Origin of the sequence: Mucilaginibacter sp. PAMB04274 (genome assembly GCF_039634385.2) — a bacterium.
Lineage (GTDB): Bacteria > Bacteroidota > Bacteroidia > Sphingobacteriales > Sphingobacteriaceae > Mucilaginibacter.
Window position 1 is genome coordinate 1,159,129 of sequence record NZ_CP155081.2, and the last position, 14,343, is coordinate 1,173,471.

Consider the following 14,343-nt stretch of genomic DNA (forward strand, 5'->3'; position numbering starts at 1 on the left):
CAAATATATATAAAGTATATAGAAGTAGTAGATTTTGTTTTCGATTTTTTACATATTGCGTATAATAGTGCGTGGAGTTGCACATAATTGTTGCAATGCCCTATGTGAATTATTGAGTAGGTTTGTCATTGTGCAACAGTTTAGCTGATGCCGCTTAGGTTTTAATTATCATCATCATGTTACCGAATAGTGCTGCGCCGTCTCTCATAAATGCCTCAACCGGAACCCTCATTAGTCACTTGGAATGCCCCAACTGTGGGAAAATTTATAGTACAGATGTAGTAAGAACAGTTTGTGAAGATGCAGCCTGTTTATCATCACTGCTGGCCCGATATGATTTAACTGGCGGGCTACATAAGGACATACTCATTGGTAGGGTGGCTAACATGTGGCGCTACAAAGAGGTGTTGCCCATTGTAAACGAAGAAAACATTGTAACCTTGGGCGAAGGTTTTACGCCTATACTACCTTTGAAAAATTTACAGCACCTGGCCGGTAAAATTGAGGTGTTATGGAAGGATGAGTCTGGTAATCCAACTGGTTCATTTAAAGCGCGCGGAATAGGAGCGGCGGTATCAAAAGCTAAAGAGTTAGGTATTAACACCATTGTAACGCCTACCGCTGGCAATGCGGGCGGTGCATTGGCTGCTTATGCTGCAAGGGCGGGTATGCAAGCTGTAGTGTACATGCCTAAACTAACACCGCACGTTTTTAAAGATGAATGCCGTTTGTACGGTGCAGAACTGATTGAAGTAGAAGGTAACATTAGTGATTGCGGCAAGCTGGCTAATGAACAGGCTGTGATTAACGGTTGGTTCCAGGTATCTACCCTTAAAGAACCCTACCGGCTTGAAGGTAAAAAGACGATGGGTTATGAAATTGCTGAACAATTGAACTGGCAACTACCCGATGTGATCTTGTACCCAACAGGCGGCGGCACCGGTTTAATTGGTTTATGGAAAGCATTTGATGAGATGGAGCAGTTAGGCTGGATAGGAAGCCACCGCCCGAGGATGGTAGCCGTACAGTCCACCAGTTGTGATGGTATTGTACAGGCGTTTCATGGCGGACAAGTGACGGCCACTTTTGTAGATGGCGGCTTTACCATAGCCAACGGACTACGTGTACCCAAACCCTATGCCGATAAATTAATACTAAAGGTGTTGCGTGATAGTAACGGTACAGCCGTTAGCATACCTGATGTGCTCATGAGTGCTGCCTTAAAGGAAATTGCCCGCCATGAAGGAATGCTTATTGCTCCCGAAGGTGCTGCCCTTTGGCAAGCATTTAAACAGCTAAAAGCCAAAAACTGGATAAAAAGTAATGAGCAGGTACTGCTACTAAACACAGGCAGTGGCTATAAGTACCTGGAAAATATAGAGGTATAGATTAAATAACCACTACTTGGAGCGGCCTGGCAATTTGCCGGGCCGTTTTGGTTTTAAATAAAGATTAAATAATTTCTTTTCGTAACCCATAAGTTACGTATTATTGTGTAACCAAATGGTTACCTATTATGGAGCGAGATATTATTGTTACCTGGTATTTTGAGCAATCGCCTGCGCAAGTGTGGCAGTGCCTAACCCAGCCGGAGCTGCTGAGTCAATGGTTTATGAAGAATGACTTTAAGGCTGAGGTAGGACATCAGTTTACCTTTATCAGTAAACCTATACGTGCGGTAAATTGGGACGGTATTGTTTACTGCGAGGTGTTGGAAAGTACACCTGAGCACAAACTGGTGTACACCTGGAAAGGTGGACCCAAGCCTGGAATAATCAATTTGGACACCATACTTACCTGGACGCTCACTCCTCAAAACGGGGGCACCCTATTGCGGCTTGAACACAAAGGGTTTAAGGGAATCAAAAACTACCTATCGAGCTTCATGATGGAAAAAGGCTGGGGAAAAGTGCTACGCAGGTTTCAGCAAACACTTAAAGACTATAGTAATGTTTAAAAATAAACCTGACGTATTCCAGGCCATTGCCGACCCCACCCGGCGTGCTATACTGGTAATGCTTGCCACGCAAGCCCTGCCTGTAAACGCCCTGGCCGAAAATTTTGAAATGAGCCGACCAGCGGTATCAAAACATATTAAAGTGTTACATGAGTCGGGGCTGGTTAAAATTACCGATTCCGGCCGTGAGCGGTATTGTACGCTCAATCAACTGGGTTTTAAAGAGGTAACCAATTGGTTCGCTTATTTTGATAAGTTCTGGAATGAGAAACTAAACAACCTGGAAAATTTTCTTAACCAACAACATAAAACCAATGAACCATGACACAACCTTATGAGATTGAGCGGGTGTACCGCGCTCCTGTCAACGAAGTATGGGCAGCCCTCACCACTTACGATCAGATGAAACAATGGTATTTTGATTTACCAGGCTTTAAAGCCGAGGTGGGTTATACTTTTACCTTTTTAGGTGGCCACGAAAATGGCATACAGTATAAACATGTTTGCCAAATAACCAATGTTGAGGAAAATAAAAAGCTAAGCTATACCTGGCGCTATGAAGGTTATCCAGGAGAATCAGAAGTAAGCTTTGAGCTCTTCCCGGAGGGCGATGGTACCCGGCTAAAATTAACGCATAAAGGACTGGAAACCTTTCCTGCCAATAACCCTGATTTTGCTGCATCGAACTTCGCAGCGGGATGGGAACATATTATTGGTGCCAGCCTTAAACGTTTTTTGGAACCAGCTTAACAGCAGCTTTACTTTTAGTCATATCGCGGCTATTTGCCGCGATATGACTTCACTTACTACTCGGGCAGTAAGCTAATTTCTTCTTTGCTGAAAATTTCACGTTTGTGATCGCCATCTGTCAAATCAACAAATATTTCGTCATCTATCACTTCGTTTATATAGCCATGTCCCTTTGGTGTGTTCACGGCATCGCCTGGTTGAAATTCCATTTTAATATAATTTTTAAGTAAGTATCTATTGTTGCAGGTGCCGCCACATGCCCGGGTTGTCTCTGTAGTGGCTTATGTGTTCTATAATCTCTTCAACCTGATCTGAGCTGAGCTCTTCCTTTCCATCTGCCGTGTAGGTAAATAACTTGCCCGGATCTTCGAAAGTAATGAAGCCCATATAGTTTGGATCAGTATGCTTTTCCAGGTGCAGTTCATTGCTCTTGGTTTGTTCCAGCGCGGGGTTGCCATGGCTTGTATCTCTAAATACACTATAAGTATAAGTGATTACAGCATGACCGTTGGCCTGTGCCCTTGTGTCTGGTACAATCATTAAGGGCATTTCTTCTACAGTAAAAAACAAAGCAGACATGGCGTTTTACAATTTGGTATTTAAACTAACTATTGTCCGAAAATAAAGTTTGCATTTTTCGATGTTTGATGGTGGGGGGCAGATCAACTGTAATTTTAAAAATTGCTTGATGGTCTGGGAAATTACGTTTACTATTGTGATATCATTTTAATATCAAATTGAATCATTATGAAAACTGAAAAGATACTTAAGCCTTTTAGTGGTTACTTAGCCATTTTTTTAGCACTCGGTTGCGTAGTGCTATTTATGCTCAGCCTGGTTAATCAGACTCCGTTGGGCGTTATTGCTGGTGTGTTCATATTCATCGTTATTGTAAAGGGTCTGGTCATTATTGGTCCCAACAGTTCAAAAGTGCTTTTGCTGTTTGGTAAGTATACCGGCAGTGTTGTTGATAATGGTTTGTTTTGGGTAAATCCGCTTTACTGGCGCATCGATGTTTCATTAAAAGCCCGCAACTTTGAAAGCGAACTGATTAAGGTGAACGATAAGATGGGTAACCCGGTTCTGATCAGTGTGATATTGGTGTGGCGGGTAAAGGATACCTATAAAGCTTCGTTCTCGGTTGATAATTATGTGCAGTTTGTACGTATACAAACCGATTCGGCCGTACGTAAGCTTGCCGGCAGTTTTCCGTATGATCATTTTGAGGACGAGCGCGCACAAATTACCCTGAGTACTAACTTTGAGGATATTAATAATGCGCTGGAACATGAGATAGCCGAGCGTATGGAGATGGCAGGCATTGAGGTGGTCGAAGCACGTATTGGCCACCTGGCTTATGCACCCGAGATTGCACATTCTATGCTGCGCAGGCAACAGGCATCGGCCATTGTGGCGGCCAGGCATAAGATAGTAGAGGGCGCTGTAGGTATGGTTGAAAGTGCACTAAAACTCTTATCTGAAAAAGATATTATTAACCTTGATGAAGAACGAAAAGCTGCTATGGTAAGCAACCTAATGGTTGTACTTTGCGGCGACAGGGAAACACAGCCGGTGGTGAACACCGGAACATTATATCAGTAATTATGGCCGAAAAAAAATCATTTGCCTTACGTATTGATGCAGAAACCATGAAGGCCATTGAAAGGTGGGCCACAGATGAGTTTAGGAGTGTGAACGGGCAAATAGAATGGATTTTACACAAAGCCCTTACCGAAGCCGGCAGGCTCAAAAATAAGGAAGAGAAAAAAGAAAGTAAGTGAACAATGGTTCAGTTGCAGTATGCGGCTGAACCATTGTTTTGCTCTAACTCCCGGTTATGCTATTACCGGGAGTTATTTGTTTTTATGGTAAGCTGAACTATCTAACCCATTGGTATCCTGTTTAGCAGCCGAGTTTGAGTCGGCAGCCATTTTGCCTGTTTCGCTGTTTAATCTGGCAATAGAATCGTTCCGTTCTCTGTCTAGCATGGTTGAGTCTTGTTTATCACCTGAGAAACCACCTTTGCACGCTGCCAGCATGCTTGTAAGCGCCAGTACAAATAATCCTGTTTTTATTGTTGATTTCATTGTAACTTAATTTTCATGTTTTCAATATAGTAAGTAAAACTTGTACCGATTTGTTTGCATATTACAATAAGGCCGTTACGCTATCTTCACAAATTTGTTACTTAAACCTTGGCTTTATAAATCAATCTATCTCATTAAATAATTATTGATATGATAAAGTTTGTAAAATCTATAGCGTTGGTTACCCTGGTGGTTTCAGCGTTATCATTAGGTGCAAAGGCGCAAACCAAAGCCCACGCCGATAGCAGTAGAATTGTTCGCAAAGAGGCTCACCAAAAGCTTAAAGCGTTACTTACACCGCAGCAACAGGCCGCTTTAAAAGAAAATCATGACAAGCAGAAGGCAGCCATGGCCGGTTTTAGAGCTAGTTTAACTGCTGATCAGAAAGCGATAATGAAGGATAAGGCACTGTCGCATAAAGAACGTAAAAGCAAGCTTGCCGAAACCTTTACTGCCGAGCAGAAAAAAACCATAGCGGCCAATAAAGCAGCACGTAAAGAAAGCAGAAAAGCATTTTTAGCCACCCTTACCGAAGCGCAAAAAGCCCAAATGAAGGAAATTTTCAAAGACCGAAAAGGGCATGGTGGTTTCCGTCATCACAAAGCGCAAAAAGCGTAAGTTTTAAAAAGTTTTAATGTGTTTTATACCAACCTATAGTGATTAGCTATAGGTTGTTTTTATTTTAAGCCAGATTGATCTAAACTTGTGCTTTTAACTAATTAAGTAGATATTGTAAGCCAGTTAGTTTCCAAAAAGGTCACATTTGCATTTTCCGTTCAACATACCGCTTGGTGATTCGGTTATACCCATTCACTTTTTGTTAGAAACACTGGCTTATGCCGTTGGTTACCGTTATTATGTGTACTTAAGGAAACATCAGCCCGATACCATTAGCGATCATAACCGGCTTATTATTTTTATAGGCGCCGCCGCAGGCGCTTTTTTAGGTTCGCATATTTTGGGGGTGTTAGAGAATCCCGCTAAGTTGCTCCGTACCAATCTGATTTACTTTATGGGAAACACTACTATTATCGGAGGCTTGTTAGGCGGACTAATAGGAGTGGAGCTTATTAAAAAGCAAATCGGCGTTAAAGTTTCATCCGGAGATTTAATGGTTTATCCCATTGTGCTGAGCATGATGATTGGTCGTACCGGATGCTTTTTAGCCGGGCTTGAAGATGGTACCTATGGCATTGCAAGCAGTTTGCCCTGGGCTATCAACTTTGGTGATGGCATTTACCGTCATCCTACCAATTTGTACGAAATACTGTTTTGGCTCATACTAGGATTGAGTTTAAGTGCCATTGAACGTAAATATCAATTTGCAGATGGCTATCGTTTTAAATTATTGATGGTTGCCTATTTGGGCTTCCGCTTTTGTATAGAATTTATAAAGCCGGCTTATTTCTTTAACTTCGGACTATCGGTTCTGCAATTGGCCTGCCTTGCTGGTTTGGCCTATTACTATAAAGTGTTTGTATATCCTTCAAAAATAACGAAAACCTATGCCTGAGCGCCCGTACGTTTATTATGATTTTACGATCAGTATATGCTCAACCTGCCTGCGGCGCGTGGATGCTAAAATTGTATTTGAGGATGAAAAGGTGTACATGCTTAAGAATTGCCGTCTGCACGGACCCGAGAAAGTGCTGATAGCCACCGATATTGAGTATTATAAAAACTGCCGCAATTACGCCAAGCGCAGTGAAATGCCGCTTAAATTTAATTCGGCCACCCACTACGGCTGCCCGTACGACTGCGGCCTGTGCCGCGACCACGAGCAGCACTCCTGCCTTACCGTAATCGAAGTAACCGACCGTTGTAATTTAGCCTGTCCTACCTGCTATGCCATGTCATCGCCACATTATGGCAGGCACCGTTCCCTGGCCGAAATAGAACAGATGCTGGATGTAATTGTAGCTAACGAGGGCGAACCCGATGTAGTGCAAATAAGTGGCGGCGAACCCACCGTGCACCCGCAGTTTTTCGAAATATTGGATATCGCCAAGCGCAAGCCTATTAAACATCTCATGCTCAACACCAATGGTATACGCATAGCAAAGGATGAAGAGTTCGTAAAGCGGCTGGCTACATACACGCCCGATTTTGAAATATACTTGCAGTTTGATTCGTTCAAGAAAGAAGCGCTTGAGCAGTTGCGTGGCGAAGATCTGCGCGAGGTAAGGGCTAAGGCTATGGCCAACCTGAACAAATACAACCTATCTACCACGCTGGTGGTTACCCTGCAAAAGAATTTGAATACCGACGAGATAGGAACAATTATAGAATACGCCCTGCAGCAGCGTTGCGTACGCGGCGTTACCTTTCAGCCCACTCAACAGGCCGGTCGGCTGGAAAACTTTAATCCGGCTACAGACCGGTATACACTTACTGAAGTACGCTCGGCCATATTGGAGCAAACCGATACATTTACGGCTCAAGATCTGTTACCAGTACCCTGTAATCCCGATGCTTTGGTAATGGGCTATGCGTTAAAAGTTGGCGGCTGTGTGTTCCCACTTACGCGGATGATAAACCCGGATGACTTGCTGGATAACTCAAAAAATACGATTGTATACGAGCAGGATGAATTGTTAAAGCAGCACTTGTTGCACATGTTCAGCACCGGTAACTCGGTTGATAAGGCGCAGGAGCACCTGGCATCCATTATGTGCTGCCTGCCAAACATTGATGCACCTGGATTAAGTTATGATAATTTGTTCCGTGTTATCATCATGAACTTTATTGACGCGCAGAATTTTGATGTGCGTGCCATTAAAAAATCATGCGTGCACATTGTAAATAAAGATATGCGGATTATCCCATTCGAAACCATGAACCTGTTTTATCGGGACGATAAAGCTGCTTATTTGGAAACCCTCAGAAATGAAATACCCGTATGATAGCACCACCCGAACCTCCAAAAAGAACCTCCGACGGTAAAATACTCGGCTATAACCTGCTGGTGTTTGCAGGCTATACGGTGTTGGCAATTTTGGCTAACCCTAAAGAGGGTGCTTTTGTGGCATTTTTTATATCCATTGCCCATTTTGTAGTGGCCATAATAGCGGCTTTAGTTGCACAACGCTGGATATGGCTGCTAGCCGGTGCTTTAGTTCTCATTATTGGCTTTGGCACTTGTGTTAGTAACTTTACCATGGGTGATATGCGTTAAATAAAAACCATTTAGTTTTTATTTAACTTACTGAAGCTCTTAATTTAACATCTGTTAGTACTGCCGGGTTATACTCTTAAAAATCTTTTCGTCAACCACTTGATAATCAAAAAACAAGTGCGTACTTTTGCAGTCCTTAAAATAAGGATAAAACTGTAACATTAAAAGGAAGAAATGCCTACTATTCAACAATTAGTTAGAAAAGGTAGAGTAGCTCTGGAGGATAAGAGTAAATCCCCAGCGTTGGACAGCTGTCCACAGCGAAGAGGCGTGTGTACCCGTGTATACACCACTACCCCTAAGAAACCAAACTCAGCAATGCGTAAAGTGGCCCGTGTGCGCCTTACTAACGGTAAAGAGGTGAATGCCTACATACCGGGTGAAGGTCACAACTTACAGGAGCACTCTATTGTGTTGATACGTGGCGGCCGTGTTAAAGACTTACCAGGTGTTCGTTACCACATCATTCGTGGTGCATTGGATACTTCAGGTGTAAATGGTCGTAACCAACGTCGTTCTAAATATGGTACTAAACGCCCTAAACCAGGTCAACCGGCTGCAGCAGGCAAAGGTGCACCAGCTAAAGGCAAAAAGAAATAATTAAAGGAGGATAGTAATAATGAGAAAGTCGAAACCAAAAAAGAGAATCCTTCTTCCTGACCCGCGTTTTAATGACGTGATGGTAACCAGGTTCGTAAATAACATGATGTATGACGGTAAAAAATCTACCGCATATGGCATTTTCTATAACGCCGTTGATATTGTTGAGAAAAAAACAAACGAAAACGGTTTAGAAACTTGGAAAAAAGCACTAAACAACGTTATGCCTGCCGTTGAGGTTAAATCTCGTCGTGTGGGTGGTGCTAACTTCCAGGTACCAACCGAAGTTCGTCCGGAGCGTAAAATCGCTTTAGGTATGAAATGGTTAATCAGCTATGCTCGTCGTCGTGGTGAAAAAACCATGATGGAGAAACTGGCCGGTGAAATCATCTCAGCTGCTAAAGGTGAAGGTGCTGCCGTGAAGAAAAAAGAAGATACGCATAAAATGGCTGAAGCCAACAAAGCGTTCTCACACTTCCGTTTCTAAGAAAAAACGGTACGAAGTGAAAGGTACGAGGAGCGAGGTTATACTCCGTAATTTGTACCTTTTACTTTATACTTAACAAATAAAAGACATGTCAAGAGATCTTAAATATACTAGAAACATTGGTATTGCCGCTCACATTGATGCCGGTAAAACCACTACTACCGAGCGTATCCTTTACTATGCTGGTGTGAGCCACAAAATAGGCGAGGTACACGAAGGTGCTGCTACCATGGACTGGATGGCACAGGAGCAAGAGCGTGGTATTACCATTACTTCGGCTGCTACTACCGTGTTCTGGAACTACCGTGGTAACAAATTCCAGGTAAACGTAATTGACACTCCGGGCCACGTTGACTTTACCGTAGAGGTAAACCGTTCATTACGTGTACTGGATGGTCTTGTTTTCCTTTTCTCGGCCGTTGATGGTGTTGAGCCTCAGTCAGAAACTAACTGGCGTTTGGCTAACAACTACAACGTACCGCGTATAGGTTTCGTTAACAAAATGGACCGTTCAGGTGCCGATTTCCTAAAAGTTGTTAAGCAAGTACGTGATATGCTGGGCAGCCACGCTGTGCCGCTGCAAATCCCTATCGGTGCTGAAGATAACTTTAAAGGTGTGGTCGACTTAATCAACTTCCGTGGTGTGGTTTGGAATGAGCACGATAAAGGTATGACCTTTACCGAAGTGCCAATACCTGACGATTTGGTTGACGAAGCTACCGAATGGAGAGAGAAATTACTGGAAGCCGTTGCTGAGTTTGACGACACGTTAATGGAGAAATTCTTCGACGATCCGACCACTATCACTGAGCGCGAAGTATTAGACGCTTTACGCCAAGCTACTTTAGCCGGTAAAATCGTTCCGATGACTTGTGGTTCATCTTTCAAAAACAAGGGTGTACAAACCATGCTTGATTACGTGATGGAGTTATTGCCTTCACCTATCGATTCAAAAGGCGTTACCGGTACCAATCCTAACACTGGCGAAGAGGTGATTGTTAAACCTGATGTGAAAGAGCCGTTTGCCGCTTTAGCATTTAAAATTGCAACCGATCCGTTCGTTGGTCGTTTGTGCTTTATCCGCGTGTATTCAGGTAATCTGGATGCTGGTTCGTATGTGCACAACATGCGTTCAGACAACAAAGAGCGTATCTCTCGTATTTTCCAAATGCACGCTAACAAGCAAAACCCTATCCCTAATGTAGGTGCTGGTGATATTGCTGCGGTAGTAGGCTTTAAAGATATTAAAACAGGTGATACCCTTTGTGACGAGAAGAACCCTGTGGTTCTGGAGTCAATGGTATTCCCTGAACCGGTTATCGGTTTGGCTATTGAGCCTAAAACACAGGCCGACGTAGATAAATTAGGTATGGCTTTAGGTAAACTTGCCGAAGAGGATCCAACCTTCCGCGTAAACTCTGACGAAGAAACCGGCCAAACCGTTATTTCGGGTATGGGCGAGTTACACTTAGATATCATCATGGACCGCTTAAAACGTGAGTTTAAAGTGGAAGTTAACCAAGGTGCGCCACAAGTGGCTTACAAAGAGTCTATCACAGGTACTGTTCAACACCGCGAAACCTACAAAAAACAAACTGGTGGTCGTGGTAAATTTGCCGACATCCAGGTTGTCATTTCTCCAAATGATGAAGGTAAAGAGGGCTTGCAGTTTGTGAACGAAATTAGCGGTGGTGCTATCCCTCGCGAGTTTATTCCATCTGTTGAAAAAGGATTTGCTGCTGCCATGGCTAATGGTGTGTTAGCAGGTTATCCTTTAACCAGCTTAAAAGTACGTTTGATTGATGGTTCGTTCCACGCAGTCGATTCGGATGCGTTATCTTTCGAGATCGCAGCTCGTTCGGCTTACCGCGAGGCATTGCCAAAATGTAAACCAGTATTACTGGAGCCTATCATGAAAATCGAGATCTTAACCCCTGAAGAAAACATGGGTGATGTGATCGGTGACATGAACCGTCGTCGTGGTCAGTTGTTAGGTATGGATAGCCGTGCCGGTGCTCAAGTAATTAAAGCTACTGTGCCACTTTCAGAAATGTTTGGTTACGTAACGCAATTACGTACCATCACTTCAGGTCGCGCTACTTCAACTATGGAGTTTGATCACTATGCTGAAGCACCACGTAACGTACAAGACGAAGTGGTTGCCAAAGCAAAAGGTAAAAAAGGCGTTTCAGCTTAATTTGCAAATATGCAGATGAGTAAATGTGCGGATGCTAAATCTGCACATTTGCACGTCTGAAATCAATAAATCACTCTCTGTAATAAATAGCTCTTACAGGTAGTTAAACAAACAAAACAAAATGAGCCAAAGAATCAGAATTAAACTGAAATCTTACGACTACAATCTGGTTGACAAATCAGCAGAGAAGATCGTTAAGACTGTAAAGCCAACCGGCGCTGTAGTAAGCGGACCGCTTCCTTTACCAACTGAAAAGAAAATCTTTACAGTATTGCGTTCACCGCACGTAAACAAAAAAGCACGTGAGCAATTCCAATTATGCAGCTACAAACGCTTATTGGACATTTACAGCTCTAACTCTAAAACTGTTGATGCGTTGATGAAACTTGAACTACCTAGCGGTGTTGAAGTAGAAATCAAAGTGTGATAGTACCGGAAGATACAAATACAAAAGGCTGCCTTACAAAAGGTGGCCTTTTGTATTTTACAACGTGTTTCACTACCGTACGTAAACTTGTATCAGAAACGAACGCTTATTTAGGTAATTTGAAGATAATATGTTGATTATCAAAAAGATGTTCGGGTGGCACTGTCTTGGCAATATATGTGCTATACTTCAAGTACTCAAAACATCACGCTTATGTTAAAGAACTACTTTAAAATTGCCTGGCGTAATCTGCTCAAAAACAAGGTTTACTCCTTCATCAATATAATGGGCCTGGCGTTAGGTATGGCTGTAGCTATGCTAATTGGTTTATGGATATGGGATGAGGTATCATTTGATACTTACCATAAAGATTATAAAACTGTTACGCGGGTAATGAATACCCAAACTTTCAACGGCCACATAGGCACAAGTGAGGCTGTAGCCATGCCCCTGGCCAACGAATTGCGTACTAAGTTTCCGGCCGATTTTAAACATGTGGCCTTAACATCGTGGCAGCAGGAGTTTGTGCTCAAAGCGGGCGACAAAAAGATAACAGGTAAAGGGTTGTGGGCTGAAGAGGACTTGCCTGAAATGTTTAGTATTAAGATGTTAAAAGGTGATATAAACGCGCTGAAAGACCCTTCATCAGCACTTATCACACCATCGCTTGCAAAGTCGCTCTTTGGAGAGGCGGACCCTATTAATCAAACTGTACGCATCAACAACAAAACAGAAGTTAAGATAGCAGGCCTTTACGAGGATTTGCCACGTAATACTACCTTTAGAGAAGTGAGGATACTTTTGCCCTGGAAAAAGTTCGAGGCTACGGAAAACTGGGTTAAAAGCTCGGCAGAACAATGGGGAAATCACTCCTTCGCTTTATTTGCCCAGATTAATAATGATGCAGACATTGATAAAATAAACGCCAAAATTAAAAATATAGCTAAAGCACACTTTAAAGAAGGGAACGATGAACTGCAATTACATCCTATGCGTAAATGGCATTTATACAGTGAGTTCACAAACGGTAAAGTTACAGGCGGATTAGTTAGATTTGTTTGGCTGTTTGGTATTATTGGCATATTTGTGCTGCTGCTGGCCTGCATCAATTTTATGAATCTGAGCACCGCCCGGTCCGAAAAACGTGCTAAGGAAGTAGGCGTACGTAAAGCCATAGGTTCCATGCGTCAGCAAATCATTTCGCAGTTTTTAAGTGAGTCTATTCTAATGTCGTTACTTGCATTTGCATTGTCTATTGCCTTGGTAATGCTGGCCCTGCCGCTGTTCAATAATCTGTCGAGCAAAGAGATGAGCTTACCTTGGCTAAACCCGGTATTCTGGCTGCTGTCACTAACATTTACACTTATCACAGGTTTGGTGTCGGGCAGCTATCCTGCATTATATTTATCCAGTTTTAACCCCGTAAAAGTGCTTAAAGGAACGTTTAAAGCCGGCCGGTATGCGGCATTACCTCGCAAAGTACTGGTGGTTATTCAGTTTACTGTGTCGGTGATGCTCATTATAGGCACTATTGTAGTATACAGGCAAATACAGCATGCCAAGAACCGTCCGGTAGGCTACAGTCGTGATGGGTTGATTGCCGTTGAGATTAACACGCCTGAGCTGGAGGGGCATTATGATGCTTTGAGAGAGCAACTGCTTGCTACCGGTGCGGTAGAAAATATGGCTGAATCATCGAGCCGCTCCACCGAAGTGAGCAGCAACCAAATCGGCTATGATTGGAAAGGCATGGATCCAGGCTCAAATCCTCTACTGGGTACCATTGCCGTTACCCATGATTTTGGTAAAACGATAGGCTGGCAAATAATAAAGGGACGAGATTTTTCGAGAGCGTATGCAGCCGATTCATCAGGCATTATATTGAACGAGGCGGCCACCAAAATGATGGGCTTTAAAGAGCCCATTGGGCAAACAATAAATTACAATGGCAAAGCGCTTACGGTTACCGGTGTAATTAAAAACATGATTATGGAATCGCCATACACGGCGGTACAGCCTACGGTGTTTATGATCAATTATGGGTGGATCTCAACCATTACCATCCGGCTTAAGCCTAACATGCCTGCAAGCGAAGCCCTTGGCAAGGTAGAAGCCGTATTTAAGCGCATTAACCCCGGCAGCCCGTTTGCTTACCAGTTTACGGATGAAACCTATGGGCGCAAATTTACGGCCGAGCAGCGTATTGGTAACCTGGCCACCTTTTTTGCCATACTGGCTATCGTTATATCATCGTTAGGCTTATTTGGCTTGGCATCCTTTGTGGCCGAGCAGCGTACCAAAGAGATTGGCGTACGTAAAGTGCTTGGTGCATCGGTATATAACCTATGGAATATGCTGTCGAAAGAGTTTATCACACTGGTTATCATATCGTGTGCTATTGCTATACCTATAGCTTGGTATTTTCTTAACCAGTGGCTGCAGGTCTATGAGTATCGCACGGTGATATCCTGGTGGGTATTCGCCCTGTCGGCGACTGGCGCTTTAGCCATCACCTTGCTTACGGTAAGCTTTCAGGCCATTAAAGCAGCGCTTGCCAACCCTGTCAAAAGCCTTCGTACCGAATGAAATACTCTAAATATAATAAAGGCCGCCTTGCAAAGGTGGCCTTTATTGTTATGGTATTTGTGCTCGGCAGAATTCAA

The 14,343-nt window shown here is 43.2% G+C and carries 18 protein-coding genes; 15 read left to right on the forward strand and 3 right to left on the reverse strand.

What is annotated here, in order from left to right:
• The first annotated feature begins 176 nt into the window (after positions 1-176).
• The 4 genes from ABDD95_RS04680 (at position 177) to ABDD95_RS04695 (ending at position 2,707) form a co-directional block, all read left to right on the forward strand.
• Complete coding sequence (locus ABDD95_RS04680) at positions 177-1,388, forward strand: threonine synthase (RefSeq protein ID WP_345950746.1); 1,212 nt, start codon at positions 177-179, stop codon at positions 1,386-1,388.
• Between the two features lie 128 nt (positions 1,389-1,516).
• Positions 1,517-1,957 carry an SRPBCC domain-containing protein gene (locus ABDD95_RS04685; protein ID WP_345950747.1) on the forward strand — a complete coding sequence of 147 codons (441 nt, stop codon included), beginning with the start codon at positions 1,517-1,519 and terminating at the stop codon, positions 1,955-1,957.
• Positions 1,950-2,282 (forward strand): metalloregulator ArsR/SmtB family transcription factor, encoded by a 333-nt coding sequence (locus ABDD95_RS04690; protein ID WP_345950748.1) that lies wholly within the window; start codon positions 1,950-1,952, stop codon positions 2,280-2,282. The genes ABDD95_RS04685 and ABDD95_RS04690 overlap by 8 nt, the downstream gene beginning before the upstream one ends.
• The gene (locus ABDD95_RS04695; protein WP_345950749.1) at positions 2,279-2,707 is read left to right on the forward strand and encodes an SRPBCC domain-containing protein; all 429 of its coding nucleotides are present in this window, start codon (positions 2,279-2,281) and stop codon (positions 2,705-2,707) included. Before ABDD95_RS04690 ends, ABDD95_RS04695 begins: the two co-directional genes overlap by 4 nt.
• A 56-nt stretch (positions 2,708-2,763) precedes the next feature.
• On the opposite strand, the gene ABDD95_RS04700 is transcribed toward ABDD95_RS04695, so the two are convergent.
• Together ABDD95_RS04700 and ABDD95_RS04705 are read right to left on the reverse strand one after the other, a co-directional pair.
• A complete protein-coding gene (locus ABDD95_RS04700; protein ID WP_345950750.1) occupies positions 2,764-2,916 on the reverse strand; it encodes a hypothetical protein in 153 nt (50 codons plus the stop codon).
• A gap of 25 nt (positions 2,917-2,941) precedes the next feature.
• Positions 2,942-3,286, reverse strand: a complete 345-nt coding sequence (locus ABDD95_RS04705) for a hypothetical protein (protein WP_345950751.1) — start codon at positions 3,284-3,286, stop codon at positions 2,942-2,944.
• A 168-nt stretch (positions 3,287-3,454) separates the two neighbouring features.
• Here ABDD95_RS04705 and ABDD95_RS04710 point away from each other — a divergent pair, with 168 nt between their 5' ends.
• The gene (locus tag ABDD95_RS04710; RefSeq protein WP_345950752.1) at positions 3,455-4,309 is read left to right on the forward strand and encodes an SPFH domain-containing protein; all 855 of its coding nucleotides are present in this window, start codon (positions 3,455-3,457) and stop codon (positions 4,307-4,309) included.
• A 2-nt stretch (positions 4,310-4,311) separates the two neighbouring features.
• Positions 4,312-4,488: an Arc family DNA binding domain-containing protein gene (locus tag ABDD95_RS04715; RefSeq protein WP_345950753.1), complete on the forward strand. Its 177-nt coding sequence runs from the start codon at positions 4,312-4,314 to the stop codon at positions 4,486-4,488.
• A 72-nt stretch (positions 4,489-4,560) separates the two neighbouring features.
• Here the strand turns inward: ABDD95_RS04715 and ABDD95_RS04720 are convergent, their stop codons facing one another.
• Positions 4,561-4,794, reverse strand: a complete 234-nt coding sequence (locus tag ABDD95_RS04720) for a hypothetical protein (protein ID WP_345950754.1) — start codon at positions 4,792-4,794, stop codon at positions 4,561-4,563.
• A gap of 150 nt (positions 4,795-4,944) precedes the next feature.
• On the opposite strand from ABDD95_RS04720, the gene ABDD95_RS04725 reads away from it, so the two are divergent.
• The 9 genes from ABDD95_RS04725 (at position 4,945) to ABDD95_RS04765 (ending at position 14,266) form a co-directional block, all read left to right on the forward strand.
• Positions 4,945-5,412 (forward strand): hypothetical protein, encoded by a 468-nt coding sequence (locus ABDD95_RS04725; protein ID WP_345950755.1) that lies wholly within the window; start codon positions 4,945-4,947, stop codon positions 5,410-5,412.
• Between the two features lie 145 nt (positions 5,413-5,557).
• The gene (locus ABDD95_RS04730) at positions 5,558-6,307 is read left to right on the forward strand and encodes a prolipoprotein diacylglyceryl transferase family protein (protein ID WP_345950756.1); all 750 of its coding nucleotides are present in this window, start codon (positions 5,558-5,560) and stop codon (positions 6,305-6,307) included.
• On the forward strand, positions 6,300-7,697 hold the full coding sequence (locus ABDD95_RS04735; protein ID WP_345950757.1) for a radical SAM protein: 1,398 nt from the start codon (positions 6,300-6,302) through the stop codon (positions 7,695-7,697). Before ABDD95_RS04730 ends, ABDD95_RS04735 begins: the two co-directional genes overlap by 8 nt.
• Positions 7,694-7,969, forward strand: a complete 276-nt coding sequence (locus ABDD95_RS04740; RefSeq protein WP_345950758.1) for a hypothetical protein — start codon at positions 7,694-7,696, stop codon at positions 7,967-7,969. The genes ABDD95_RS04735 and ABDD95_RS04740 overlap by 4 nt, the downstream gene beginning before the upstream one ends.
• A gap of 174 nt (positions 7,970-8,143) precedes the next feature.
• Positions 8,144-8,569 (forward strand): 30S ribosomal protein S12, encoded by a 426-nt coding sequence (rpsL, locus tag ABDD95_RS04745; protein WP_345950759.1) that lies wholly within the window; start codon positions 8,144-8,146, stop codon positions 8,567-8,569.
• A 19-nt stretch (positions 8,570-8,588) separates the two neighbouring features.
• Entirely contained in the window at positions 8,589-9,056 is a 468-nt protein-coding gene (gene rpsG / locus ABDD95_RS04750; protein ID WP_345950760.1) for a 30S ribosomal protein S7, read from the forward strand.
• 88 nt (positions 9,057-9,144) lie between these two features.
• Positions 9,145-11,253 carry an elongation factor G gene (gene fusA / locus ABDD95_RS04755; protein WP_345950761.1) on the forward strand — a complete coding sequence of 703 codons (2,109 nt, stop codon included), beginning with the start codon at positions 9,145-9,147 and terminating at the stop codon, positions 11,251-11,253.
• Positions 11,254-11,374: 121 nt separating this feature from the next.
• Entirely contained in the window at positions 11,375-11,680 is a 306-nt protein-coding gene (gene rpsJ / locus ABDD95_RS04760; protein WP_022830652.1) for a 30S ribosomal protein S10, read from the forward strand.
• A gap of 213 nt (positions 11,681-11,893) precedes the next feature.
• Entirely contained in the window at positions 11,894-14,266 is a 2,373-nt protein-coding gene (locus ABDD95_RS04765) for an ABC transporter permease (RefSeq protein WP_345950762.1), read from the forward strand.
• Positions 14,267-14,343: the final 77 nt, after the last annotated feature.